The 24,958-nt window shown below is 74.4% G+C and carries 22 protein-coding genes and 1 pseudogene; 11 read left to right on the forward strand and 12 right to left on the reverse strand.

All coding sequences use genetic code 11. The annotated features are described in order from the left end of the window. Positions 1-227: 227 nt before the first annotated feature. The 5 genes from AC069X_RS08000 (at position 228) to AC069X_RS08020 (ending at position 4,028) form a co-directional block, all read left to right on the forward strand. The gene (locus tag AC069X_RS08000; protein WP_478726260.1) at positions 228-815 is read left to right on the forward strand and encodes an RNA polymerase sigma factor; all 588 of its coding nucleotides are present in this window, start codon (positions 228-230) and stop codon (positions 813-815) included. Further along, positions 812-1,321 (forward strand): hypothetical protein, encoded by a 510-nt coding sequence (locus tag AC069X_RS08005; RefSeq protein ID WP_478726261.1) that lies wholly within the window; start codon positions 812-814, stop codon positions 1,319-1,321. Before AC069X_RS08000 ends, AC069X_RS08005 begins: the two co-directional genes overlap by 4 nt. A 552-nt stretch (positions 1,322-1,873) precedes the next feature. Continuing rightward, the gene (locus tag AC069X_RS08010) at positions 1,874-2,551 is read left to right on the forward strand and encodes an AIM24 family protein (protein ID WP_478726263.1); all 678 of its coding nucleotides are present in this window, start codon (positions 1,874-1,876) and stop codon (positions 2,549-2,551) included. Beyond that, positions 2,548-3,375, forward strand: a complete 828-nt coding sequence (locus AC069X_RS08015) for an ABC transporter ATP-binding protein (RefSeq protein ID WP_478726375.1) — start codon at positions 2,548-2,550, stop codon at positions 3,373-3,375. Before AC069X_RS08010 ends, AC069X_RS08015 begins: the two co-directional genes overlap by 4 nt. Positions 3,376-3,377: 2 nt before the next feature. Continuing rightward, positions 3,378-4,028 (forward strand): ABC transporter, encoded by a 651-nt coding sequence (locus tag AC069X_RS08020; RefSeq protein ID WP_478726377.1) that lies wholly within the window; start codon positions 3,378-3,380, stop codon positions 4,026-4,028. A 30-nt stretch (positions 4,029-4,058) separates the two neighbouring features. On the opposite strand, the gene AC069X_RS08025 is transcribed toward AC069X_RS08020, so the two are convergent. From AC069X_RS08025 to zapE, 5 genes are all read right to left on the reverse strand, one after another. Continuing rightward, a complete protein-coding gene (locus AC069X_RS08025; protein ID WP_478726265.1) occupies positions 4,059-4,973 on the reverse strand; it encodes a polysaccharide deacetylase family protein in 915 nt (304 codons plus the stop codon). 17 nt (positions 4,974-4,990) lie between these two features. Next, the gene (locus tag AC069X_RS08030) at positions 4,991-5,869 is read right to left on the reverse strand and encodes a polyphosphate kinase 2 family protein (RefSeq protein WP_478726379.1); all 879 of its coding nucleotides are present in this window, start codon (positions 5,867-5,869) and stop codon (positions 4,991-4,993) included. Between the two features lie 167 nt (positions 5,870-6,036). After that, the gene (locus AC069X_RS08035; RefSeq protein WP_478726267.1) at positions 6,037-7,377 is read right to left on the reverse strand and encodes an alkaline phosphatase PhoX; all 1,341 of its coding nucleotides are present in this window, start codon (positions 7,375-7,377) and stop codon (positions 6,037-6,039) included. Positions 7,378-7,637: 260 nt separating this feature from the next. Next, positions 7,638-8,063, reverse strand: coding sequence for an OsmC family protein (locus AC069X_RS08040; protein ID WP_007267209.1), 426 nt, complete (start codon positions 8,061-8,063; stop codon positions 7,638-7,640). Between the two features lie 63 nt (positions 8,064-8,126). Next, the gene (gene zapE, locus AC069X_RS08045; protein ID WP_478726269.1) at positions 8,127-9,233 is read right to left on the reverse strand and encodes a cell division protein ZapE; all 1,107 of its coding nucleotides are present in this window, start codon (positions 9,231-9,233) and stop codon (positions 8,127-8,129) included. A gap of 36 nt (positions 9,234-9,269) precedes the next feature. On the opposite strand from zapE, the gene AC069X_RS08050 reads away from it, so the two are divergent. From AC069X_RS08050 to AC069X_RS08070, 5 genes and pseudogenes are all read left to right on the forward strand, one after another. Continuing rightward, entirely contained in the window at positions 9,270-10,052 is a 783-nt protein-coding gene (locus AC069X_RS08050; RefSeq protein WP_478726271.1) for a pyrimidine reductase family protein, read from the forward strand. A gap of 146 nt (positions 10,053-10,198) precedes the next feature. Then, complete coding sequence (locus AC069X_RS08055) at positions 10,199-10,666, forward strand: indole-3-glycerol phosphate synthase (RefSeq protein WP_478726273.1); 468 nt, start codon at positions 10,199-10,201, stop codon at positions 10,664-10,666. Between the two features lie 57 nt (positions 10,667-10,723). Beyond that, entirely contained in the window at positions 10,724-12,118 is a 1,395-nt protein-coding gene (gene murC, locus AC069X_RS08060; RefSeq protein ID WP_478726275.1) for a UDP-N-acetylmuramate--L-alanine ligase, read from the forward strand. Positions 12,119-12,137: 19 nt separating this feature from the next. Continuing rightward, positions 12,138-12,545, forward strand: coding sequence for a peptide-methionine (R)-S-oxide reductase MsrB (gene msrB / locus AC069X_RS08065; protein ID WP_478726276.1), 408 nt, complete (start codon positions 12,138-12,140; stop codon positions 12,543-12,545). Between the two features lie 124 nt (positions 12,546-12,669). Then, positions 12,670-13,960 (forward strand): annotated as a pseudogene (locus tag AC069X_RS08070) (RNA-guided endonuclease InsQ/TnpB family protein). Here AC069X_RS08070 and AC069X_RS08075 read toward each other — a convergent pair. The 7 genes from AC069X_RS08075 to AC069X_RS08105 form a co-directional block, all read right to left on the reverse strand. Further along, on the reverse strand, positions 13,938-14,843 hold the full coding sequence (locus tag AC069X_RS08075) for an NAD-dependent epimerase/dehydratase family protein (RefSeq protein ID WP_478726278.1): 906 nt from the start codon (positions 14,841-14,843) through the stop codon (positions 13,938-13,940). The pseudogene AC069X_RS08070 and the gene AC069X_RS08075 sit on opposite strands and share 23 nt — an antisense overlap. After that, on the reverse strand, positions 14,840-15,931 hold the full coding sequence (locus AC069X_RS08080; RefSeq protein WP_478726280.1) for a cytochrome P450: 1,092 nt from the start codon (positions 15,929-15,931) through the stop codon (positions 14,840-14,842). Before AC069X_RS08080 ends, AC069X_RS08075 begins: the two co-directional genes overlap by 4 nt. After that, the gene (locus AC069X_RS08085) at positions 15,928-16,683 is read right to left on the reverse strand and encodes a glycosyltransferase family 2 protein (protein WP_478726282.1); all 756 of its coding nucleotides are present in this window, start codon (positions 16,681-16,683) and stop codon (positions 15,928-15,930) included. Before AC069X_RS08085 ends, AC069X_RS08080 begins: the two co-directional genes overlap by 4 nt. Continuing rightward, positions 16,680-18,284 (reverse strand): AMP-binding protein, encoded by a 1,605-nt coding sequence (locus AC069X_RS08090; RefSeq protein WP_478726284.1) that lies wholly within the window; start codon positions 18,282-18,284, stop codon positions 16,680-16,682. The genes AC069X_RS08085 and AC069X_RS08090 overlap by 4 nt, the downstream gene beginning before the upstream one ends. Beyond that, positions 18,284-19,033, reverse strand: a complete 750-nt coding sequence (locus AC069X_RS08095) for a glycosyltransferase family 2 protein (protein ID WP_478726286.1) — start codon at positions 19,031-19,033, stop codon at positions 18,284-18,286. Before AC069X_RS08095 ends, AC069X_RS08090 begins: the two co-directional genes overlap by 1 nt. Then, positions 19,030-20,052, reverse strand: a complete 1,023-nt coding sequence (locus tag AC069X_RS08100) for a 3-oxoacyl-ACP synthase III family protein (RefSeq protein WP_478726288.1) — start codon at positions 20,050-20,052, stop codon at positions 19,030-19,032. Before AC069X_RS08100 ends, AC069X_RS08095 begins: the two co-directional genes overlap by 4 nt. Positions 20,053-20,361: 309 nt before the next feature. After that, complete coding sequence (locus AC069X_RS08105) at positions 20,362-22,512, reverse strand: GTPase-associated protein 1-related protein (RefSeq protein ID WP_478726290.1); 2,151 nt, start codon at positions 22,510-22,512, stop codon at positions 20,362-20,364. 354 nt (positions 22,513-22,866) lie between these two features. On the opposite strand from AC069X_RS08105, the gene AC069X_RS08110 reads away from it, so the two are divergent. Next, complete coding sequence (locus AC069X_RS08110) at positions 22,867-24,930, forward strand: phosphocholine-specific phospholipase C (protein ID WP_478726292.1); 2,064 nt, start codon at positions 22,867-22,869, stop codon at positions 24,928-24,930. Positions 24,931-24,958: the final 28 nt, after the last annotated feature.

Consider the following 24,958-nt stretch of genomic DNA (forward strand, 5'->3'; position numbering starts at 1 on the left):
GGCGGCACCGTCTCGAACGGTGCCGCCGGCGGCGTTTCCCATGTCCGAGCAGCGGGAGCGTGAGCTGCACGGGCTGGCCGTTCATGTGCGGACAAGCGTGATCTTGCAGGTGGCGAAAATCGTGAGTCGAAGAAACCCCTCGCCGCAAGTCACATAGACATGAGCCACTCAGCCGACGAGCGCCGTCGCACCGATCAGGCCGCCGGGCCGACCACGGGGAGGACGGATTGAAGCCCAATCTGCCCCTGCCCAGCCACACGGACAGCGGCTTCAACACCGCGTTCGGACTGTTCTACCAGGACACCCGGGCACTGGTCCGCAGCATCGCACTCCCCATCGCCGGCACTGGCGCCGACGTCGACAACCTGACCCACGAGGCGTACGGCACCCTTCTGGCCGCCCTCCGGACGGGCAAGCCGATCGACAACCCGAAGGCGTACGTCTGCCGCATCGTGGCGAACCTCGCCTTGGACCACTACAAGGCCGCGAAAAACGGCGCCACCTCGGTGGAGACCCTGCCGGAGATCGCCTTCTGGGCATCCACCGCCAAGATCGTCGGCCCGGAGGTGGCCTTCGAACACGAGGAACTCCGCAAGGCGATCGACTCTGAACTCGACGAGCGGCTCCGCAACACCCTGCTCCTCCGAGAGGTCGCTGGGCTCAGTGTCGGGGAGGTCGCGCAGATCCTCGGTATCAAGCGCGCGAGCGTCGCCACGAACGTGCTCCGCGCCAAGCGTCAGCTCCGCAAGGTCTTCGAAGACAAGACGGAGATCCACACGGCCATCAGCCGGAACCTGGAGGGAGGGAACGCATGAACTCGAACCACAACCACCACAACCCCAAGCCGGCCGCGGGCGTTTCAGCCCGCCTGAAGTCGCTCCGTTCCGTCACCACCGAGCACTTCGACAACGAGCCCTACGACCTGGCCCACGATCTGGCAATGATCGAAGCGGTGGCCGAGAAGAAGATCCTCGAAATGGAGGGCAGTCCAGACCGCACCGAAGACTCTGCCGCTGAGGTCCGCCAGCCGACCGGCATCCGCATCCACATGCCGTCGATCGCCCTCCTTGGCGTTCTCACCGCGCTCCTCGTAGGTGTCTTCGCCTTGATCGTCAGCACAGCGAGCGACGCCTCGGCGGACGGAGTCTCCGTCTGGCTCGCCATGCTGCCGGTCGTTGGGATGTTCGTCGGTCGGTTTGTCGCGTACATCGCAAGGCTCCTGGCCTCCCTCGCAGATGCCGGGGGCACGCGGACCCTGCGGACTCTCATCCACATCGTCATGGAACAGCGGACAGGCTCCAGGAGGAACGACCATGTGTGACGCGAGCCAGGCATGCACCGCTTCGCAGCCCCAGGAACCGAGGCGTCTGTCCCTTCCCATACCGAACCTCCCGCCGGCGCTCCACGACAAGATCGGGACCATCGGTGCAGGAGGAATCGCGGGATACATCGCGAGTGGCGCCACGACCGGGCAGACGACCTGGGCGCTGGTCACCCTTGGGGTCGCCATGCTGGCAACCGAGTCCATCCAGCAGTTCCGGCGGCGAACCTAACCGCCTGACACTGATACGTGTCGGCCGCGCCTTCGAGCCCTCGCTCCGCGTAGAGCGGTCCGGCCGGCCGGTACTCAGCGAATGCGCCGAGCGCCGCCCGCAGGCCTTCCCGTCCTCGAACGGCAAATCATCGTCGATGAGGACCGGCATGCTGTCACAGATCAGCGGTTCCCGGGAGGCGTCCCAGCTCTCGCACCCGTCACGAGCGAAGCAGGTCAGCAACATGCCGTCACACAGGAACAGCAACACGAGTAAGTAGACTGTTTAGAACGACAGTTGCATTCATCCCTGACCGCCTGAAGAGACAAGGCTGGAGTGCAGTGAAAAGTGACCTCTTCGCGTCGGAGAACCTGGCGCAGCCGTCCACCGCACCCGGTATGACCCTGCAGAACGCCAAGTCCGTCAAGTACGCCGTCAACGGGGAGATGTTCGCCCGCCAGGGGTCCATGGTCGCCTTCCGCGGCAACCTCCAGTTCGAGCACAAGGGCCAGGGGGGCATCGGCGGCCTGCTCAAGCGGGCGGTCACCGGCGAGGGGCTCGCGCTGATGTCCGTACGCGGCCAGGGCGAGGCGTGGTTCGCGCACCAGGCCGGCAACTGCTTCGTCATCGACTTCGAGCCCGGCGACGCGCTCACGATCAACGGGCGCAACGTGTTGTGCTTCGACCCCACGCTGTCCTACGAGATCAGGGCGGTGAAGGGCGCCGGCATGACCGGCGGCGGCCTCTTCAACAGCCTCTTCACCGGCACCGGCAAGCTCGCCGTGGTCTGCGACGGCACTCCGATCATCATCCCGGTGACCGCGCAGGCGCCGGTGTACGTGGACACGGACGCGGTCGTCGGCTGGAGCGCGGCGCTGGAGACCGGGCTGCACCGCTCCCAGTCCTTCGGCTCCATGATCCGCGGCGGCTCCGGTGAAGTCGTCCAGCTGAAGCTGAGCGGCGAGGGCTTCGTCATCGTCCGGCCCAGCGAGCTCACCGAGACGGCGGCCACGCACTGAGGCTCACCGGCGTGGGCCGCCGCTACGGCCGGCGGCGGCCCTGGGTGCTGCGCGGCGTCACGGCGGAACTGCCGGCCGGGGCCCTGGTCCGCGTCGAAGGCGGCAACGGCGGCGGCAAGTCCACCCTGCTGCGCCTCGTCGCCGGCATCGACACGCCGACCGAGGGCCGGATCGAGGGCCGCCCGCCCCGTACCGCCTACGTACCCGAACGCTTCCCCGCGGCCCTGCCCCTGACGGCGGGCGCCTACCTGACCCACCTGGGCCGGGTGCACGGTCTGACGGGGGCGGAGGCGGCCCGCCGGGCGGCGGAGGGGCTGGAGAGGTTCGGCGCCGCCGCCCACGCCCGCACCCCGATGGCCGAACTGTCCAAGGGCACCAGCCAGAAGGTCGCCGTCGCCCAGGCCCTGCTCGCCGGGCCGGGGCTGCTCGTCCTCGACGAGGCCTGGACGGGCCTGGACGCGCCCGCCCGGGCGGAACTGGACCGCGCCGTCGCCGAACGGACCGCCGCCGGGGGCACGGTGGTCTTCGTCGACCACGACCCGGCCCGGCTGGCCGGCCGGCCCGACGCCCACTACCGGGTGCGCGGCGGCACCCTGGAATCCGCGGCCCCGGGCGGCGGGCTGCGCACGGCCGCCGTACGGATCCACGCCGTCGGCCCGCCCGGCGCCGCCCCGCCGCCGGGCCTGGCCGCCGCCGCGCCCGTACCCGCCCCGGGCGGCGGGGTCCTGCTGACCGTGGACGCCGCCCGCTCGGACGCGGTGCTGCGCGAGCTGCTGACCGCGCTCCCGCCCTGGCACATCCGCGCCGTGGAGGCCCTCCCGTGACCGTGACCGCCCTGCTGCGCTACCAGGGCGCCCTGCTGCTGCGCTCCCAGCGCTGGATCGCCCCGCTCGTCGTGTACGCGGCGTTCGTCGCGGTCGGCATCCGCGCCGGCGACCCGGCGCTCGACGCCCTCGGCTACGCGGCGGCGGGCCTGGTGCCGCTGGCCGCCTGGCTGGTCCGGATCTGCGTGACGGCCGAGCCCCCGGCCGCCCGGGCGGTCTCCGCCGCCGCGGCCGGCCCGGTACGGGTCCATGCGGCGGCCCTGCTGACCGCCCTGGCCGGGACCCTGCTCGGCGGGGCGGCGGGCGGGGCCTACGCCCTGCTGGCCGGCGAACTCGGGCACCGGGCCCCGGCCGGGACCGCGCTCGCCGGAGCGGTGGCGGTGGCGGTCTGCGCCCTCACGGGGGCCGCCGTGGGCGCGGTGTGCAGCCGGCCGGTGGTGCGGGGGCGCGGGCTCGCCGTCCTCGCGGGGGGCGTGGGCTCGCTGCTGGCCTGGGTCGTGGCGTACTCGCCGGCCCGCGGTGCGGTGTCCGCCCTGGTCGGGGCCGCCCGCTCGGGCACCGTTCCGCTCCCGCTCGGGGCGCTGGCGGGGGCGCTGCTGCTGGCCGGCGCGGCGGGGGCGGCGGCCTGCCTGGTCAGCGCGCGGCGGGGCTGACCGGGGCGGCCGCCGGCTGAAGGGGGAACGTTACTTCCCCATCAGCTCCGACACCTTCACGAAGCGGAACCCCCGCTTTCGCAGTTCCGGGACGATCTTCTGGATCGCCTGCTCCGTCACCGGGGCCGCGCTGCGCGTGCAGTGCATGACCACCACCGAGCCGGGCTTCACCCCGGCCAGCACCTGTTCCGCCACCGCGTCGGGGTCCTTCGCGAAGGCGTCCCCGCTGACCACGTCCCACTGCACCGCGGTGACCTTGGCGGGGGACAGGGCCCGCAGCGCCTGGTCGTCGTAGCAGCCGCCGGGGAAGCGGAAGTACGGGACGGTGTTGACCGCTCCGGCTGCCCTGAACGCCGCGAAGGCGCGATCCACGTCGGCCCGCGCGGCCTCGCCGTCCAGCGCGGGGAGCCCGTAGCAGGGGGATGTGAAGGCGTGGTGGCTGTAGGAGTGGTTGGCGATCTCGAAGGCGGGGTCCGTGCCGATGGACTTGGCCTGGTCGGGGTACTCCTCGGCCCAGCGGCCCGTCATGAAGACCGTCGAGGGCACCTTCAGCCGGCGCAGGGTGTCGATCAGCCCCGGATTGTCGAAGCGTTCGCCCGAGGCGGCGCGCGGCCCCTGATCGGAGGTCATGTCGGCGTCGAAGGTCAGCGCCACGGTCTTCTCGGTGCGCTGCCGGGCCCGTTCGAAGACGGGCGTCAGGCCGTTCGGGCCCGGGGCCAGGGTCGGGACCTTGGCGGGCGCGCCGGCCAGCGGGGAGGCGGGGGTGGACGAGGAGGGGGAGGCCTGGGCGGACGCGGTGGCCGGGGCGGAGGCGGCGGGGGCGGCCAGCCGGCCCTGTCCGGAGCCCTGCGCCGGACCGGAGGGGCCGCCCCCGCATCCCGTGAGGGCGGCGCAGAGGGCACCGAGTACGGCCGTGGCCGCTACGTTGCGTGCGGAAATGGTCACGTAAGCAAACTATATGACTATGTGGCAAGCAGACGATTGCGGCACTCCTGCACGTCGAAGTCACCCGGCGGGTACACCGGACCGATCTCCTCCAGGTGCTCCAGCAGCAGTGACCCGACCGCCCAGTTCCGGTACCACTTCCGGTCCGCGGGGACCACGTACCAGGGCGCCGCCTCCGTCGAGCAGCGCTCCAGGACCAGCTCGTACGCCTCCCGGTACGCCGGCCACATCAGCCGGTCGTCGATGTCCCCGGGGCTGAACTTCCAGTGCTTGTCGGGGTTGTCGAGCCGCGCCAGGAGCCGCCTGCGCTGCTCCTCGTAGCCGAGGTGCAGGAAGACCTTGACCACGGTCACGCCGTCGTCGGCGAGGGACTTCTCGAAGGCGTTGATCTGCGCGTAGCGCCGGGACAGCCGGTCGGCCGGCACCAGCTCCCGCACCCGGGCGACGAGGACGTCCTCGTAGTGCGAACGGTCGAAGATCCCGATCTCGCCCGGCTGGGGGAGGGCCCTCTCGATCCGCCAGAGGAAGGAGTGGCCGCGCTCCTCGCGCGTGGGGGCCTTGAAGGCCCTGACGCGGCAGCCGGCGGGGTTGAGCTGGCCGATGACGTGCTTGACCGTGCCGCCCTTGCCGCTGGTGTCCATGCCCTGGAGGACCAGCAGCAGCCGGCGCCGGTCCCCGGCGGTGCTCGCCGCGTAGAGCCGTTCCTGGAGGGAGGCCAGGGGTGCGGCCATCCGGGTGATGGCCTCGGTCCCCGCGGCCTTGCCGGCGGGGCCGCCCGGGGTGGCGGAGGTGTCCAGGGCGGCGAGGTCGACCCGCTCCCCGGGCGCCACCCGCAGCAGCGGGGCGAGGGGCCGCCGGGCGCCCGTGCCCGCGGACACGCCCGGGCCCCCGCGGATCCCGCCGCCGTCGCTCCCCGTGCCGTACGTCCGCTTCTTCGCCACCGTACGATCCTGCGGCACACCGAACGGCCGCGCGAGACGGCGGCGCGAGACGGCCGCGTGAGACGGCCGCGCGCGACGGCCGGGTGAGACGGCCGGGTCCCGGCCGGCGGGCCGGCGGCGGGTCACCGCCAGGGGCCGGTCACCGCGAACGTGGTACCCGGCGCGTAGGCGTTGACGTACATCGTCCGCCCGTCGGGGGAGAAGGTGACCCCCGCGAACTCCCCCCGCTCCGGCGCCCCCGGCACGCCGGTGTCCTCCGCGTTGCGGGCCACCGGGTAGACCTCCCCGTCGCGGGTCACCCCGAAGACGTACTGGTCGCCGCCGCCGTCCTCGCACACCATCAGCCCCCCGTCGGGAGCCAGGCAGATGTTGTCGGGGGAGTCCCCGGGCAGGGCTGTGTCCGCCGAGGGCCCGAAGAGCACCTCCAGCCGGAGCCGGCCGCGCAGCGGGTCGTGGAACCAGACCTGGCCGTGGTGGTCGGCGGCGGCCCCCTCGCGGCCGCGGGCGAAGCTGGAGACGAAGTACACCCCGGCGCCGCCCCAGTAGCAGCCCTCCAGCTTCTGCGCGTGGGTGATCCCGCGCGGGCCGAAGTCCTGGAACCGGACCGGCGTCCCCGCCGCCGACGGGTCCGGTACGGGCACCCACTCCACCGGGAACTCCGCCCCCGGCTCGTCCACCGCCGCCAGGTCCGCCACCCCGGGCACCCGCATCGCCTCCAGCACCCCGCCCGCCCGCAGGGAGCCGCGGCCGCCGAGCGGCAGCGCCGGCAGGAAGCGGTAGAACAGCCCGAAGGGCCGTACGAACGCGTCCTCCGTCTCGTAGACCACCCCCCGGTACGGGTCCACGGCGACGGCCTCGTGCGCGAAGCGGCCCAGCGCGGTCAGCGGGACGGCGCCCAGCCCGCGCGGATCGGCGGGGTCCACCTCGAAGACGTACCCGTGGTCCCGGGCGTACCCGGACTCCCCGGCACGCTCCTCGGTCTCCTCGCAGCTCAGCCAGGTGTTCCAAGGGGTGCGCCCGCCCGCGCAGTTGACGGCGGTCCCGGCCAGCCCGACCCGCTCACCCCGCACCGCGCCCGCCCGGTCCAGCTCCAGCACCGTGCAGCCGCCCAGCGCCCCGGGGTCGTACGTGAGCCCGTCCACGGCGGGGACCCGCAGCGCGGCAGTGGCGCGGTTCTCGTGGTTGCGGACCAGGCGCAGCCGGCCCCCGCCCGCGCCGAAGGCGGCCATGCCGTCGCAGTTCCCCGGGACCGTGCCCTCGCCCGAGCGCAGCGGGTCCCCGGCGCGCGAGAGCACCCGGTACGAGAAGCCGCCGGGCAGGTCCAGCAGCCCGGCCGGGTCGGGCAGCAGCGGCCCGTACCCCCGGGCGGAGGCCCGGGCGCGGTCCGGGGCGAAGAGCGCCCCGAGGGCCCCGCTGAAGGCGATCGTGCCCGCCGCGAGCAGGCTGCGTCGGGTGACGGACATCGGCAACTCCCCGGTGCGCGGCTGGAGATGTGACCGGCCCGTGGTACCACGGCGCGCCGCACCGGGGGCCGCGACGCGTGCGCCGGGCGCGGCCCGTCACTCGCCGGGCCCCGTCAACCCAGCCCGGCCCCGTCACTCCGCCGGGCCCTGTCACCCTGCCCGGCCCTGTCACCCCGCCGGGCCCCGTCACCCCGCCCGGCCCCGGCGGTGTGCGCGGGCCCCGGAGGGGTGACGGGCGGCGCCCGGCGGTGGTGCGGGGATCAGGCGAGCTTGGCGCTCAGGGTGATCGTCGTACCCGTCAGGGCCTGGCTGACGGGGCAGTTCTTCTTGGCGTCCTCGGCGGCGGCGACGAAGGCGTCGTTGTCGAGGCCCGGGACCTCGCCCTCCACGGTCAGGTGGATGCCGGTGATGCCCTCACCCGGCTGGAAGGTGACGTCGGCCTTGGTCTCCAGACGGGTGGGCGGGGTGCCCGCGCCCGCGAGGCCGTGCGAAAGGGCCATCGAGAAGCAGCTGGAGTGGGCGGCGGCGATCAGCTCCTCGGGGCTGGTCTTGCCGTTCGCGGCCTCGGCACGGGAGGGCCAGGAGACGTCGAAGGTGCCCTTGCCGGAGGAGTCGAGGGTCACCTGACCCTTGCCCTCCAGCAGGTTGCCTTCCCAGACGGTGTGCGCGTGACGCGTGGTGGCCATGGTGGTATCCCTTCGCGGAAGTGGAAACGGCCGGGCCGCGAGGAGCGCCCGGCCGTGCCAAACCTACTGGGAGACCAGGGGTTTCGCGTCGCGCGCGAGGGCGGTGAGCCGCGATATGGCTCGGAAGTACTTCTTCCGATAACCGCCGTTGAGCATCTCTTCACTGAAGAGCCGGTCGAAGGGCACCCCGGAGGCCAGCACCGGGACCTCGCGGTCGTACAGCCGGTCGGCCAGCACCACCAGGCGCAGCGCCGTCGACTGGTCCGGCACCGGGACGACGTCGGTCAGGCAGACCGCCGCTATCCCGTCGGTCAGCGCTCCGTAGCGGCTCGGGTGGACCTTCGCCAGGTGCTCCAGCAGGCCGGGGAAGTCGTCGAGGCTCGCGCCGGGGGTCGCGTACGCGGCCTTCGCGACCTGCTCGTCGGAGAAGGGCGCCGGGGCCTCGGGCAGGCCGCGGTGGCGGTAGTCCTGGCCGTCGATGCGCAGCGGCCGGAAATGGGCGGACAGCCCCTGGATCTCGCGCAGGAAGTCGGCGGCGGCGAAGCGGCCCTCGCCGAGCTTGCCGGGCAGCGTGTTGGAGGTGGCGGCCAGCGCCACGCCCTGCTCCACGAGCCGGCTGAGCAGCGAGGACACCAGCACGGTGTCGCCCGGGTCGTCCAGCTCGAACTCGTCGATGCACAGCAGCCGGTGTCCGCCCAGGGTCTGCACGGTCTGCTGGAAGCCGAGCGCGCCGACCAGGTTGGTGAGCTCGACGAACGTGCCGAACGCCTTGAGCGCGGGCTCGGCCGGGGTGGCGTGCCAGAGGGAGGCCAGCAGGTGCGTCTTGCCGACGCCGTAGCCGCCGTCGAGGTACACGCCGCGCGGGCCGGGAGCCGGCGCGGGGGCCTTCTTCCGGAACCACTTGCGCTTGCCGGCTCCGCTGGCGTGGGCGCCGCCGAGGCCGGCGGCGAAGCCGCTCAGCACGGTGACGGCCTCGGCCTGGCTCGGCTGGGCCGGGTCCGGGTCGTAGGTGTCGAAGCGCACCGAATCGAAGCGGGGCGGCGGCACCATCTCGGCCACCAGCCGTTCGGCGGGCACGCGCGGCTCGCGGGCGCACAGGGCGAGTGGGCCCGCGCCGGCTATAGGTGGCTGCCCGGAGGCAGGACCGGAGATGGAGAGTGATGTTGACACAGCTCTTAACTCTACGGGGCGTGTCACACTGCACCGATGCGACGCCTGTTCCCTGTGACCGATCAGACACCCGCCCCGTCCGGGGCCACGGCCGACCGCGAGTGGTCGCTGGACGAGCTGGCGGAGGCGTACGCCTACCCCGAGCCGGCCCCCGGGGCGCACTGGCTGCGGGCGAACATGGTCTCCACCCTGGACGGGGCCGCGCAGCACGACGGGCGCTCGCAGCCCATCTCGGGCGAGACCGACATGCGGATCTTCGGCACCCTGCGGGCCCTGGCGGACGTGGTGGTCGTGGGGGCGGAAACGGTTCGCCAGGAGGGTTACCGCCCGGCCCGGGCCCGGGAGGCCTTCGCGGCCCGCCGAAAGGCCGCCGGACAGGGCCCCGCGGCCGTCATCGCGGTGGTCACCGCGAGCCTGGACCTGGACTTCTCCCTGCCCCTGTTCACCGCCCCCCTGGTGCCCACCCTGGTGGTCACCGGCGCCGGCGCCCCCTCGGACCGGGTGGCCGCGGCCGTCGCGGCCGGGGCCGAGGTCGTGGTGGCGGGGGAGGGGGCCGCCGTGGACCCGGAGCGGGTGGTGCGCGAGCTGGCCGCGCGCGGGCTGCGCCGTCAGCTGACCGAGGGCGGGCCCCGGCTGCTGGGCCAGTTCGTGGCCGCCGACGTGCTCGACGAGCTGTGCCTGACGATCTCCCCGACGCTCACGGCGGGCGGCGCCCAGCGGATCTCCGGAGGGCCCTCCGTCACGGTTCCGCACCGGCTCGCCCCCGCCTGCGTACTGGAAGAGGCCGGGTTCCTGTTCACCCGTTACCGTCGGATCTGACAAGGAGCGGAATTTCTCGTTCCGCTTAGCTTCCGACGGGCACATACCTGGGCACACATACTCGCGAGGCCCCGCGCGACGGCGGGGCAGGATGGTTTCCGCAGGGGCCGGCCGACCGGCCTCGGCCCATGAAGGAGAGGGCGTCCGTGTTCACGAGCGTATTGATGATCGAGCAGCCGCTGACCACGGTGGACGTGGACTTCGTCACCAGCCTGCACGGAGACGACACGGTCTCCTTCTTCGTCCTCATGCAACCCAGGGGCGACCAGGACCGACTGCTCCGCGCCATCGACGACGTGGCGCTCGGTGAGCTCCCCGAGGCCCTCCGCGAGGCCGACGTACCCGAGGGCAAGGCCGCCCTGGGCCCCGCCGCACAAGCACTCGAACACTCACTCGCGGCCCTGCGGGCCAAGGGCGCCAAGGCCGTCGGCCAGATCGTCGAGGACCACCCGCTCGACAAACTCAAGGCCGTCGTCGACGAGACCCGCGCCGACGAGGTGATCGTCCTGACCGCCCCCCACCTGGTCGAGGAGTTCTTCCACCGGGACTGGGCCTCCCGCGCCCGGCACAAAGTGGAGGTTCCGGTGCTCAAGCTCTTCGCCCACAACGAATAGGCTGGGGCGGACACACCCCGGCGGGCACCCCCCGCACTCGATCCTGGAGCGACCTGAATGAAGCCCGGCCTGCCGACCGCGATGGAACGGCCCCACTTCATCGGCATCGGCGGCGCCGGCATGTCCGGCATCGCGAAGATCCTCGCCCAGCGCGGTGCGCAGGTGGCCGGCAGCGACTCCCGTGACTCCGAGACCGCCGAGGCGCTGCGCGCCCACGGCGCCACGGTCCACATCGGGCACGCCGCCGGACACCTCGCCACCGACGCCACCTGCGTCGTCGTCTCCAGCGCGATCCGCGCCGACAACCCCGAGCTGGCCCGCGCCGCCGAGCTCGGCATCCCGGTCGTGCACCGCTCGGACGCCCTCGCCTCCGTCATGGACGGCCTGCGCCCGATCGCGGTCGCCGGCACCCACGGCAAGACCACCACCACCTCGATGCTGGCCGTCGCGCTCGGCGCCCTGGGACTGGACCCCTCGTACGCCATCGGCGGCGACCTGGACGCCCCCGGCTCCAACGCCCACCACGGCGAGGGCGACGTCTTCGTGGCCGAGGCGGACGAGAGCGACCGCAGCTTCCACAAGTACACCCCTCAGGTCGCGATCATCCTCAACGCGGAGCTCGACCACCACGCGAACTACGCGTCGATGGAGGAGATCTACGAGTCCTTCGAGACCTTCGTCGGCAAGGTCGTCCCCGGTGGCATCCTCGTCGTCGCCCACGGCCAGGAAGGCGCCGCCGAGATCGCCCGCCGCGTCAGCGGCAACCCCGACCTGATCGTCAAGACGTACGGCGAGGACGAGACCGCCGACGTCTGGATCCGCAAGGTCACCCCCCGCGGCCTGACCAGCGAGGTCTCGGTCGTGATCGACGGCCGCGAGATCGTCTTCACCGTCTCCGTGCCCGGCCGCCACTACGCCCACAACGCCGTCGCCGCCCTCACCGCCGGCGTCGCCCTCGGCATCCCGGCCGACGACCTCGCCGCCGCGCTCGGCAAGTACACCGGCGTCAAGCGCCGCCTCCAGCTCAAGGGCGAGGCCGCCGGAGTCCAGGTCATCGACTCCTACGCGCACCACCCCACCGAGATGACCGCCGACCTGGAGGCCATCCGCGGCGCCGCCGGGGACTCCCGCATCCTGGTCGTCTTCCAGCCCCACCTCTTCTCCCGCACCCAGGAACTGGGCAAGGAGATGGGCCAGGCCCTCGCCCTGGCCGACGCCTCCGTCGTCCTCGACATCTACCCGGCCCGCGAGGACCCGATCCCCGGCGTCACCAGCGAGCTGATCATCTCCGCCGCCCGCACCGCCGGCGCCGACGTCGCCGCCGAGCACGACAAGGACGCCGTCGCCGAGGTCATCGCGGGAATGGCCAAGCCCGGTGATCTCGTTCTCACCATGGGCGCGGGCGACGTCACGGATCTGGGACCCAAGATCCTCGCCCGCCTGTCGAACTGACTGAGGGAGCGGGAGCGTCATGGCGTACGAGGTCCAGAAGACGGACGAGCAGTGGCAGGCGGAGCTGACGCCGTCGGAGTACCAGGTGCTCCGCCTCGCCGGCACCGAGCCCGCCTTCCGCGGCGAGTACACCGACACCAAGACGGAGGGCGTCTACTCCTGCCGCGGCTGCGGCGCCGAGCTCTTCCGCTCCTCGGAGAAGTTCGACTCGCACTGCGGCTGGCCGTCCTTCTACGACCCGAAGGACACCGACGCGGTGGAGCTGCGCGCCGACACCTCGCACGGCATGGTCCGCACCGAGGTCCTCTGCGCGACGTGCGGCTCCCACCTCGGACACGTCTTCGAGGGCGAGGGCTACCCGACCCCTACCGACCAGCGCTACTGCATCAATTCGATTGCTTTGCGGCTGACCCCGGACAAGGGCTGACGCAGAACGCGTCGAGCAGGGCGATTGGCCGGGCCCGGACTCCAGCGGGGTCCGGGCCCAGCGGCTCTACTAGCGCAGATGTTCTGATATTCGGCAATGGGTCAACCGCAGTACGGTGCTCGCTGTGCACCTTCGGTACAGCTTCCGCTTGTACCCGAACGGCCCGCAGCGCACTGAGCTGGCAAGGGCGTTCGGGTGTGCGCGCGTGGTCTACAACGATGCTCTCAGGGCCCGTGAGGCCGCACGCGCCGCCGCTGAGGTATTCTCGACGACCGGAGACCTGCCGAAGCTTCTGATCACCGAGGCGAAGAGGACGCCGGAGCGGGCCTGGCTCGGCCAGGTGTCGGCCGCAGTGCTGCAACAGTCCCTGCGGGACCTGGATGCCGCGTACCGCGGTTTCTTCGACGGCCTCAGGGGCAAGCGCCCGCGCATGGGGGCACCCCGGTTCAAGTCCCGCAAGGACAGTCGGCAGGCCGTCCGCTTCACAGCCAATGCCCGCTGGTCCATCACGCCGGGCGGTGACCTGCGGCTGCCGAAGATCGGCAATGTGCGTGTGAAGTGGTCTCGCACCCTGCCGTGCACTCCGTCCACGGTGACCGTGGTCAAGGATGCGGCCGGGCGGTACTTTGCCTCGTTCGTCGTTGAGACCGAGCCGTCCGAGGCGCTACCGCGGGTCACGCCGGAGGTCGGCATCGACCTTGGACTCGGGCACTTCGCCGTTCTCTCCGACGGCACGAAGATCGACGCCCCGCGCTTCCTGCGCCGCGCCGAGAAGAAGCTCAAGCGCGCGCAGCGCTCGCTGTCCCGCAAGGTCAAGGGCAGCGCGAACAGGGAGAAGGCCCGATTGACGGTGGCCCGTGCGCATGCGCGGGTGGCCGACGCACGGCGGGGTTTCCACCACCAGCTTTCGACGAAGATCATCCGTGAGAATCAAGCGGTTGCCGTCGAGGGCCTGGCGGTCAAAGCTCTTGCCCGCACATGTCTGGCCAAGTCCGTCCACGACGCCGGATGGGCGCAGTTCGTAGCCATGCTGGAGTACAAAGCCGCCCGGTACGGGCGCACCTTTGTGCGGATCGGGCGGTTCGAGCCGACCTCCCAGGTCTGCTCCGTTCTGCGGGATCAAGGACGGCCCCAAGCCCTTGCACGTCCGCGTGTGGGATTGCGGGACCTGCGGGGCCGTCCTCGACCGGGACATCAACGCGGCGGTCAACGTCGCCAAGGCCGCCGGACTGGCGGTGACAGCCTGTCGAGCGCAGGTAAGACCGGGACGTGATCCGGCGCAGCGCGTTGAAGCAGGAACCCGCCGACACGGTCAGCCGACCGTGGTAGGAATCCCCTCCTTCCAGGAGGTGGGGAGCGGAAGTCAATGCATCAACAGCATCTCCCTACGGCTCACCCCCGCACAGGAAGGCTGAGGTAGTCCTCCAGGGTCCGCCTCGGGGTCCAGCCCTGCGCGCGGGCCCTGCACAGGTCCAGTACCACCGGGTGTGCCAGCTGGTCCACCGCGTAGCGGCTCAGGGCCGGCTCCGATCCGGTGAGGCGGGCCAGGGATTCCGCCGCGCGGGCCGCCGCCCCCGCCGCCGGGAGGGGGAGGTGGCGGATCCGCGCCCGGACACCGTGGGCGCGCAGGACCGCGGTGACCGCCGCGTCCCGGCCGTACGGGGCCGCGTCCGCGATGTTGTACGCCCCCGGGGTCCAGCCGGCGGCCGCCAGGCAGGCGTCGGCCAGGTTCTCCACCGCCGTCAGGCTCAGCTCCACGTCCGGACCCGGCAGGAGCAGCGTGCCCGCGCGGACCCGGGACAGCAGGCGCGGCAGGAGCTGGGTGTCGCCCGGCCCGTACACCGCCCTCGGGCGGAGCACCACCGCACCCGCCGCCAGCGCCAGGGCCTCGCCCGCCGCCTTCGTACGGCCGTACGCGTTGAGGTGGTGGGCGCGCGGGTGGTCCTCCGTGACGCGGGCCCGGCCGACGCGCGGGTCGTACACGCTCGCGCTGCTCACCCACACCACCGGCCGGCCGGCGGCGGCCCGCATCAGCCGCGCGGTGCCGTCCACGTTGACGGCGCCCATCGCCGCCTCCGCCCGCGAACCCGGCGCCGGATCACCCACCGCCGCCGCGCAGTGCACCACCGCGTCCACGCCCGACAGGTCCGGCCCGGCGGCCGCCGCGTCCCAGTACCGGTGCTCGCCCAGCGGGCCCGGCCGACGGCCCAGGCAGACCACCGAGAAGCCCGACGCGGCCGCCGCGCGGGCCACGTGCCCGCCGCAGAACCCGCTCGCGCCCGTGATCCCGATCCTCACGAGCCCGCCCTCACCGTCAGCACGCGCCACCCCGGCAGGGCCGCACGCCGGTCCACCCGCGAGCGCGTCACCACCGGCCGGTGCGGAGCCAGCGCCTCCAGTACGTCGGCCAGCAGGACCGTCGCCAGCCGTGCCCCCGGGCACACGTGCGGCCCCGCCCCGAACACCAGCCGCGCCGCACGCCCCTGTGCCGGGTCCCGCCCGTCCGGGTCACGCCGGTGCGCCCCGGCCGCGTGCCGGGCCACCAGCAGCAGCCGGTCCCCGCCCCGCACCGGGCAGCCCCCGACCGTCCCCGCCCCCGCCGCGACCCGGGGCAGCACCGGCGAGGCCGCCGTGACCCGCAGCAGCTCCTCCGCCAGCCGGGGCCGCAGCCCCCCGTCCGCGGCCTGCTCCCACAGTCCCGCGTCCGCGCACCAGGCGACCGCCCGGGGCACCGCCGCCACGGTGGTGTTCACCGCGGCCACCGCCACCATCGCGTCCAGGGCGTCACCGTCACCCAGCAGCCCCCGCAGGCGCTCCGCCGCCCGGGTCGCCGCCGCCCCCGCCCCCGGCCTCGGCGGGCCCGGCAGATGGCTGCGCACCGACGCCGACGCGGCCTCCGCGGCCGCCTCCGCCAGAGCCAGCGGCTCGGCCGCGCAGCCGAGGAGGGCCCCCGCCACCGACCCGGCCAGCTCCCGCGCCAGGGCCACCACGTCCACCTCCGCATCCCGGCCCAGCGGCGCGAGCCCCCGCACCAGCAGCGGCCGCCACAGCGCGCGCAGCTCCTCCACCCCGGCCGCGCCCAGCCCCTCCGCCAGCGAACGCCGGCCGTCCCGGTGCCCGCCGCCCTCCTGGTCGAACAGCACCCCGCCGGCCCCGCGCAGCGCCTCCCGCGCGGCCCCGCCCGTGGTGCCCGCCGCCGTCCGGTCCAGCGGGATCCGGGTCAGCGCCTCCCGGTAGGCCCCGGCGTCGTGCACCAGCACCGTGCCCCCGATCCGGCGCGCGGCCCGCCCCCGCGTGGCGGCGAGCAGCCCGAACAGCAGCGGGTGGCTGCGCAGGTAGACCCGGCGGTCGCGCCGGCGTGCCCGTGCCTGGGCGGTGGTGGTCATCGGACGTGGACCTCTTTCGTGTCGGTGGGCCGGTAGCGCCGGTCCCAGTACCAGAGCAGGGTGCGCCGCGCACCCCAGGAGCGCAGCCGCCGCAGGCTGCTCTCCACCACCAGGTGCTCGGCGCGGACGATCCGCGCGCTGTGCTCCCGGGCCCGGTTGAGGAGCGTCACGTCCTCCGAGCCCTCCTCCAGCCGCTCGCGCGGCGCCCCGCCGCAGCGCAGGTACAGCTCGGCGGTGATGCCGAGGTTGTGGCCGTGGCACAGCACGTACGGGGCGAGGTAGCGGGGATCCCGGTGCGCGGCCCGCCACCGCCCGTACAGCGCGGACAGCCGGACCAGCGCGGGCAGCAGCCGGGCCTCGGCGAACGTCGGGCGTTCGTCCCGGCGCGGCACGCTCCGCCCGCACAGCACCTCGGCGCCCCGGCCGAACTCCGCCCGGGCGACGGCCGTCCAGTTCCGGGCGGGCAGGCAGTCCGCGTCCGTACGCAGCAGCAGGCGCGCCCCGGCGCCCGCGGCGTGCCGGAAGCCGGTGTCGGCGGCGGTGCCCGCCCCGGGCTCGGGCTCGTGGACCAGCTCGACGGGGAAGGGCGCCGAGCGGGCGAACTCCCGTACGACCCGGGCCGTCCCGTCGGTGGAGGCGTTGTCGACCACCACCAGCCGGAACCGGGTGTCCTGCTGAGCGGCCAGCGCCGCCAGGGTGCCGCCGATCGACCCCGCCTCGTTGTACGCGGGGACGACCACCCACAGGCTCACCCCCGGCCCCCCGTCGTCCCCGGCCCCGTCGTCCCCGACCTCGGAGCACCCGCCCCCGCAGCCGTCACCAGCCGGGCCGCCGCCAGCGCCGACACCGCCGCCCGGTCCGGCTTCCGCGAGCGCCCCGACAACGGGATCCGGGCGAACACCAGCGCGTCCGGCCGGGCCGTGCCCATCCGCCGCAGCGGCGCCGAGAGCGCGGCCCGCAGCACCGGCTCGGGGACACCCGGCTGCGGCTGGACCACCGCCACCAGGCGCTCGTCCCCGTCGCCCGCCGGAACCCCGACCAGCACCCCCAGCTCCACCCCCGGCACGTGCAGGCCCGGCTCGTACAGGCCGGGGTAGATGTTCTCCGCCCTGCGCAGCACCATGTCCTTGCAGCGGCCCTCCAGCACGATCCGGCCGGCCCCGTCCAGGCTCGCCCGGTCCCCGGTCGCCACCCAGGGATCGGGCGCCTCGCCCAGGTAGCGGTCCCGGGCCGCGGGCCCGGTCAGCAGCAGCTGGCCGGCCGCGTCCACGGCGGTCCGCACCCCGGGCAGCGGGCTCCCCACCAGGTCTCCCGGCCCCTCGAAGGCGGCCTTCTCCCGGGACTCCACGGCGGCGGCCGGGAACAGCTCGGTCAGCGCGTACACCCCCCACGCCTGGTCTGCGCCCGCCTCCCGGACCCGGCCCAGCAGCCCGGCGCTCGCCGGAGCCGAACCCGTCCAGACCCGGCCCCCGAACCGGGCCCCCGCGCCGAGCGCGTCCCGCAGCTGCGGCGGCGTCAGGTACGTGTCCCGGGGCCGCAGCCGGTCCAGTTGCCGGGCCAGCGTCGCCGGGGACCGGGCCGGCAGCGCGACCGGCGCCCCGTGCGTCAGCGAGGGCACCAGCACGAAGAAGGTCCCGCCCAGCACGGGTTCCCCGCCGCCGGGCCCACCGCCGGCTCCGGCCCCTGCCCCGCCGCCACCGCGCCCTGCCCCGCCGCCACCGCGCCCGGCCCCGCCGCCGAACAGCTCCGACACCGTCTCCATCCCCGCGGCCAGCCCCGCCCGGGTGTGCACCACGGCCCGGGGCCGCGAGGTGGTCCCGGAGGTGAACACGATCACCGCGTCACCGTCACCGTCGTACCCGGCGGGCACCCCCGCCCGGGACGCCCCCCGCTCCAGCGCGGGCGCGCACCCCGGCAGCCGGGGCCCCACCGTGGCCACCGGTCCCAGCGAGGCCAGCTCCGGCAGCTCCAGCGCCGCCCGCCGGGCCAGTGGCCGCGCCCAGCCCGCCACCGCCTGCGCGGCGCCGTCCGCCAGCACCAGTGCGGGCCGCGCCAGCGCGAGCCGGGCCCGCAGCACCTCCGCGCCGGCCCCCGGGTCCAGCACGGCGCCGCGCAGCCCGAGCCGCCACAGCGCGAGCAGCACCGCCAGCGCCCGCGGCCCGGGCCGCACGGCCACTCCGACGGTGTCCCCGGCGCGCAGTCCGCGCGCGTGCAGCGCGGCGGCGTACGCGTCGGCCAGCCCGGCGAGCTCACCCCGGGTGGCGCGCACCCGCGTCCCGCCCGAGCGGGTCGCGGAGAGCACGGCGGGCCGCTCGGGCCGGGCCCGCAGCGCGTGTTCGAGTCGGTCCAGCATCAGCGGGGGTCGTCCGTTCCGTGCGTGCCGCTGCCCTGGTCGAGGTACCAGCGGGCGGTTCCGGCGAGGCCGTACGCGCGCAGCCGGCGCGTGGAGTTCTCCACGACCATGCCCCGGCAGCGGGAGATCCGGTCGGTGTGGCGGCGTACCGCGTTCAGGAACAGCCGGTCCGTCGGCGAGGGGCGCCGCGGCATCCCGCCCACGGCCAGGTACAGCTCGGCGGTGATCGCCATGTTGTTCCCCGCGTGCATCCGGTACGGCGCCCGGAAGCCGTGCCGGCGGGCGTGCTCGGGGCGCAGCCGCCCGAACAGCGCGGCCAGCGCGACCAGTCCCGAGAAACCGGCCCGGCCCAGCGGCCCGTGCTCGTCGCGCCGGGCCGTGACCCGGCCGCACACCAGCCCGGGCCGGTCCAGCAGCGCGGCCCGGGCCGCACCCGCCCAGCCGGGCCGGGGCAGGCAGTCCGCGTCCGTCCGGGCCAGCAGGGTCGCGCCGCGCGCGATCGCGTACCGGAACCCGGTGTCCACCGCCGAGCCGACGCCCTTCTCCGGTTCCTCGATCACCTCCACCGGGAACGGCGCGCCCGCCGCGAACTCCCGCGCGATCGCCCCCGTCCCGTCCGCCGAGGCGTTGTCCACCACCAGCAGCGTGAAGTCCCGGTCCCGCTGGGCGGCCAGCGCACGCAGCGTCCCCGCGAGCCGCGCCTCCTCCTCGTGCGCGGGCACCACCACCCACATCCGCGCGCCGCTCACGACTTCTCCCAGACCATCGTCATGATGCTGATCCCGCCGCCCAGCCCGACGAACAGCACCCGCTCCCCGGACCGGAGTTCCGGGAACACCCGCTCCAGCTGCACCCCGATGCTCGCGCTCGCGATGTTCCCCAGCTCGGGCACCGTCACCACCAGCTTCCCGGCCGGCACCCCCGTCAGCTCCGCGAACCGCTCCAGGTACGGCACCGTCACCTGGTGCACCAGCACCTTCGCGAAACCGCCCCAGTCCATGCCCGTCCGGTGCAGGGTCCGGTCGATGACCGCCGTCCCCACCTTCTCGAACACCCCGCGCAGCTCGTGCCCGTCCCCCTGGAAATACGTGTACGAATCCCCGCGCGGGTACCGCGAACCGCCGCCCGGGATCCCCCCGACCTCCCAGTGCTCCGAATGCGTCTCACTGTCCACGTCCAGGATCCCGCCGTGCCCCACCTCCTCCAGCAGGACGGCCGCGCCCGCGTCGCCGAACGTGTAGCCGGCGAAACCGCTGCGGAACTCCGCGAAATCGGCGGGGTCCTTGCGCACCGCCCGGCTCGGGGTCTCCCCGGTGACCACGAGCGCCCGCCGGGCCCGCCCGGCGAGCAGCATGCTCCGGGCCAGGTCGATGCCGTTGACGAAGCTGTTGCAGGCGTTCGTCACGTCCACGGCGTGCGCCCTGGAGCCCAGTTCGGCCTGCACGATGTGCGCGGTCGCCGGCTCGACCACGTCCCGCGAGGCGGAGGCGAAGACCAGCAGGTCCACGTCCAGCGGGCTCAGCCCGGCGGAGTCCAGTGCCCGGCGGGCCGCGCCCGCCGCGAGCGTCGACGCGTACACCCTAGGCCCCGCGACCCGCCGCGAGACGATCCCGGTGGCCGAGGTCAGGAGCCGCGCGGGCAGCGCCAGACCACTGCGCCGGGACACCTCCCGCTGGAGGTCGTCGGAGGACAGCACGTCCTCGGGCAGGAGGCTGCCGACGGCGGTGATGCCGACGCGCGGCCGCGGAACACAAGACTGTATGGGCATGCCCCCACGATGACGGCCCGGAGCCGCCCGGGCCTGAGTACGGATGCTCAGTTCCCTTGTGGGGGTGCTGAGTAGGCCACCGTCCGGCCACCCGGAGACGGCGGCGTCCCGGGCGCCGGTGCGGGCCGCCGGGCACCGGGCGCGGACCCCGGCCCCGCGGGCGTTCGGGGACGAGTCGCCGCCCGGCGCGCCGGTCCCGACGCCGGCCCCGGCGTTCGAGGCCGTGTTGTGCGGCATCGGGCGGGAGGAGGACGACGCGGCCGCCCGGCCCGGCCGCGGGCAGCGGCGGCCTCGCGCTCGCCCAGCAGATCAGCGCCCTGCTCGCGGGCTGAGCCCCTGGACGGCGGTGCGCAGCCGGGCGAGGGGGGACGGGCGCCCCCAGGCACGGAACTCCCGCGCCAGGTCCCCGTCCCGCCGGGCCAGCTCCCGGCCCGCGGCGGCCAGGTGGGCGGCCGGCAGCTCCCGCAGCAGCGGGCGCAGCATCCCTTCGAGGAGCTCGGTACGGGTCTCCCGCCACAGGGGGCCCGCCTGCGGCTGCGCCGACCAGGCGGCGTAGCAGCCGGCGAGGTAGCGCGCGTCGTGGCGCAGCAGTTCCGTCACGGGGGCGGAGCGGGCCGCCTGCCGGTACGCGGCCAGCAGGGCGGGGTCCTCGCTGCCGGCCAGGGCGCGCAGCCCCGCCTCCCCGGGCCCGTCCGGCGCGAGCAGCCGCCCGGCCACCGCCGCGTACGCGGCCTCCCGCGCGCCCGGTTCCGGTTCCGGGGCCGCGGCCGCCAGATCCAGGGCCCGCCGGACGGCGTCGGCCGGGTCGCCGCCCGCGCGCAGGTCGCGGACCAGCTCCCACAGCAGCAGCGCCGGACGCGTCCGTTCCGGCAGCTCCGGCCCGAAGTGCCGCAGCAGCTCCGGCGCGAGGTCCGCCGCCGCCCCGTCCCCGGCGGGGGCCCGTACGGCGGCCTGCGTGAGCGGCTCCCAGGTGCCGGCGTCCCGGTGCACGGCGGCCCCGGTCGTCGCCAGCAGCAGCCCGGCCTCGTCCGCCTCCGGCGGCAGCCCGTCCCAGACCAGCAGCATCCCGGTGCGCAGCACCAGCGGTTCGGCGTACAGGGAGACCCCGGACTCGCGCAGCAGGGCGTCCAGCGCGACGACCCGGTCCGGGTGGCTGCGGACGGCCTCCGCGGCGCGGGCGCACATCCGCAGGTGCGGCAGCGCCTCCGCCGCCCCCAGCCGCAGCCCGGACCGTTCGAACAGCCGGGCCCCGGCGGCGGGGTCGCCCGCCGCGAGCGCGTCCAGCCGGTCGAGTACGAGGGCCCGCAGCACCGGCAGCCGCTCCAGCGACTCCCGCTCCTGCGGCCCGTACGCCCGGTCCGGGTCGGCGAACAGCGCGAACGCCAGCCGCCGGGCCACCTCAGGCAGCGGCTCCCCGCCGGACGGCTCGGCCGCGGGCACGGGGTGGCGCACGGCTTCCGGCGTGTGGCGTACGGGCTCCGGCGTGGGCCGTACGGGCTCCGGCGCGGTGGCCCTTCCGGCGGGGGCTTCCCATGCGGCAGCCGCCTCCCGGGCCGCCTCCTCCAGCGGTATCCCGGCGGCCAGCGCCAGCGAGGCCAGCGGGCCCGCCGCGTAGGGCGGCGCGGACAGCCGGCGCACCCGCGCGAACAGCTCGGGCCGCTCCGCCAGCCACACCGCCGAGGCCGTCCGCGCCCACAGGTCCCCGCACTCGCCCGGCACGGCGGCGCCCGGGGCCCCGTACGCCCGCCAGTGCCCCGGCTCCGCCGGCTCCTCCCCGGGCAGCACCCCCACCAGCCGGTGCGGGGCCAGCAGCGGCCGCCGGGCGTACGTGGTGAAGGTCAGCCCCTGTCCCCGCTCGCGCGGCAGTACCCCGCACGCCAGCATCACCCAGCGGGCGACGGCCGCGCTGTCCTCCTCCACCAGCAGGACGCGCGGGGCGTCCGGCTCCTCCACGGCCCGCCGCACATCGGCGAAGAACCCGGCGAGCCACGGCCCCCGGGCGGCGACGAAGGCGGCCAGCGCCGCCCGGTCGTGCCGCCCGGGCACGGGTATCCGCTCCAGGGGCGGGGGCGGCCCGCCCGCCGGGGTCCGCTCCTCCCACTGCGCGGAGCCCCAGGCGGTGACGGGCAGCGCCCCGGCTGCCTGTCCGTCCCCGCCGGGCCCGGGCAGGTGCACGGCGTGCGCGTGGAAGCCGGCCCCCGCGGCGGCCCCGGAGCCGTAGCCCGTGTCGAAGTCGAAGCCGGCGCCGGTGTGCACGGCACGGGCCAGCAGGCGGCTCCCGTCGGCGAGCAGGCTCAGCGACAGCGCCTCGGGGAACCCGGCCGACGGGGCCCGAAGCGGCGGCTCGTACCGCAGGAGCGGCTCCGCCTCGCGCAGCAGCTCCCCGCTCACCCCCGGGGTGACGGAGGTGAAGCCGGAGCCCTCGGGGCCGCCCGCGTAGTGCAGCTGGGGGAGGTTCACGCCCGGCCCCCCGCCCGGCCGGCCCCCGGCCTCGACGACGCACCGACCCGTACTGACGTGCCGTCAGGGTCTGTCGTGCGGGGCGTGGTTGCCCGTACCGTACCGGCAGCGGAGCGCACGGTGCGCCCCCTCACGTCCCCCGCCATCCGTTCTGCGCCCCCCGTTGCAGTGTGTGGAGGCCATTCCAGCAGATAACGGGGCCGTCCGGGAGTTCCGTCCGCAAGGCACCCCCGCGGGCTTCCGTTCGCCCGCTGTACGGCCCGACGTCAGACGGGGATCTCCGGCCGGTACCCCGGGACCGCTGTTCTTGGGGCGCCCCTCGATCCCCCCTCACCCCCCTAGAGGTCGTCACCCATGGCTGAACTCAACCGCCGCAGGTTCCTGCAGATCGCCGGCGGCACGGCCGCCGTCGCGATGCTCAACGAGAGCATCGCGCGGGCCGCCGCCATCTCGGCGCAGGGCACCACCGGCACGATCCAGGACGTCGAGCACATCGTCGTCCTGATGCAGGAGAATCGTTCCTTCGACCACTACTTCGGTGCGATGAAGGGTGTCCGGGGCTTCGGTGACCCGCGGCCGGTCATCCAGGACAACGGCAAGTCGGTCTTCCACCAGTCGAACGGCACGAAGGACATCCTGCCCTTCCACCCGCAGGTGGAGGACCTCGGGATGCAGTTCCTGACGGGCCTGAACCACGACTGGGCCGGCGGCCAGCAGGCCTACAACAAGGGCAAGTACGACAAGTGGGTCCCGGCCAAGACGGCCACGACCATGTCGTACATGACGCGGAACGACATCCCGTTCCACTACGCGCTCGCCGACGCCTTCACGGTGTGCGACGCGTACCACTGCTCCTTCATCGGCGCCACCGACCCCAACCGCTACTACATGTGGACGGGGTACACCGGCAACGACGGCACGGGCGGCGGCCCGGTCCTCGGCAACCAGGAGCTCGGCTACGGCTGGAAGACCTACCCGGAGCGCCTGGAGGCGGCCGGGATCTCCTGGAAGGTCTACCAGGACATCGGCGACGGCCTGGACGCGGCCGGTCACTGGGGCTGGATCAACGACGCCTTCCGCGGCAACTACGGCGACAACTCGCTGCTGTACTTCAACGCCTACCGCAACGCCCAGCCCGGCAGCCCCCTGTACGAGAAGGCCCGTACGGGCACGAACGTCAAGGCGGGCGAGGGCTACTTCGACCGGCTGCGCGCGGACGTGGTGAACGGCACCCTGCCGCAGGTCTCCTGGATCGCCGCCCCCGAGGCCTTCAGCGAGCACTCCAACTGGCCGACCAACTTCGGCGCCTGGTACATCTCCCAGGTCCTGGACGCGCTGACCGCGAACCCGGCCGTGTGGGCGAAGACCGCCCTGTTCATCACGTACGACGAGAACGACGGCTTCTTCGACCACGTCGTCCCGCCGTACCCGCCGGCCTCCTCCGCCTGGGGGCTGTCGACGGCGAGCGTCACCGGCGACCTGTACACCGGGGGCGTCTCCGGGTACGCGGCCGGACCGTACGGGCTGGGCCCGCGCGTCCCGATGATCGTGGTCTCCCCGTGGAGCAAGGGCGGCTACGTCTGCTCCGAGACCTTCGACCACACCTCGGTGATCCGCTTCATGGAGAAGCGCTTCGGGGTGCAGGAGCCCAACATCTCGCCGTGGCGCCGTGCCGTGTGCGGCGACCTGACCTCGGCCTTCGACTTCACCCAGGCCGACGCCGCGCCCGCCGCGCTGCCCTCCACGGCCGGATACGTCCCGCCGGACAAGAACCGCCACCCCTCCTACACCCCGGCCGTGCCGGCGACGGGCACCCTGCCCCGCCAGGAGGCCGGCTCCAAGCCCGCCCGCGCGCTGGGCTACAGCCCGTACGTCGACGGCGCCCGCACCGTCTCCACGGGCAAGTTCACGCTGACCTTCTCCTCCGGTCCGAAGCTCGGCGCCCACTTCCACAGCACCTCGGGCAACCGGACGGACGGCCCCTGGCCCTACACGGTCGAGGCGGGCAAGACCCTCTCGGACACCTGGAGCACCAGCGGCTCCACCGGCAACAGGATCGACCTCACGGTATGGGGCCCCAACGGCTTCCTGCGCACCTGGAAGGGCCCGGCGAAGAAGGCCGGCCCCGAGGTCACGGCCCGTCACGCGGACGCCACCGGCAACCTGGCCCTGACCATGGTCAACGGCGGCACCGCCGCGGTGAACCTCACGGTGACCAACGCCTACGGCGGCGCCGCCCAGACCTTCAGGGTCAACCCGGGCGCCACGGTCTCCCACACCGTCGACCTGCGCGCCTCGGGCCGCTGGTACGACGTCTCCGTGGTCTCGGACGCCGACACCACCTTCCTGCGCCGCTTCGCGGGGCACGTGGAGACGGGCGCGCCGAGCGTCTCCGACCCGGCGATCAAGACCGTCTGAGTGGCGTTCCCGTACGGGTGAAACAGCT

Source organism: Streptomyces sp. NPDC043896 (genome assembly GCF_056435605.1).

Excerpts from the sequence above, each read along its gene's own strand:
- AC069X_RS08090 (WP_478726284.1), bottom strand. The coding sequence starts at position 18,284 with ATGCTGGACCGACTCGAACACGCGCTGCGGGCCCGGCCCGAGCGGCCC.
- AC069X_RS08035 (WP_478726267.1), bottom strand. The coding sequence starts at position 7,377 with ATGTCCGTCACCCGACGCAGCCTGCTCGCGGCGGGCACGATCGCCTTC.
- AC069X_RS08100 (WP_478726288.1), bottom strand. The coding sequence starts at position 20,052 with ATGCCCATACAGTCTTGTGTTCCGCGGCCGCGCGTCGGCATCACCGCC.
- AC069X_RS08080 (WP_478726280.1), bottom strand. The coding sequence starts at position 15,931 with ATGACCACCACCGCCCAGGCACGGGCACGCCGGCGCGACCGCCGGGTC.
- AC069X_RS08005 (WP_478726261.1), top strand. The coding sequence starts at position 812 with ATGAACTCGAACCACAACCACCACAACCCCAAGCCGGCCGCGGGCGTT.
- AC069X_RS08050 (WP_478726271.1), top strand. The coding sequence starts at position 9,270 with ATGCGACGCCTGTTCCCTGTGACCGATCAGACACCCGCCCCGTCCGGG.
- AC069X_RS08110 (WP_478726292.1), top strand. The coding sequence starts at position 22,867 with ATGGCTGAACTCAACCGCCGCAGGTTCCTGCAGATCGCCGGCGGCACG.
- AC069X_RS08040 (WP_007267209.1), bottom strand. The coding sequence starts at position 8,063 with ATGGCCACCACGCGTCACGCGCACACCGTCTGGGAAGGCAACCTGCTG.
- msrB (WP_478726276.1), top strand. The coding sequence starts at position 12,138 with ATGGCGTACGAGGTCCAGAAGACGGACGAGCAGTGGCAGGCGGAGCTG.
- murC (WP_478726275.1), top strand. The coding sequence starts at position 10,724 with ATGAAGCCCGGCCTGCCGACCGCGATGGAACGGCCCCACTTCATCGGC.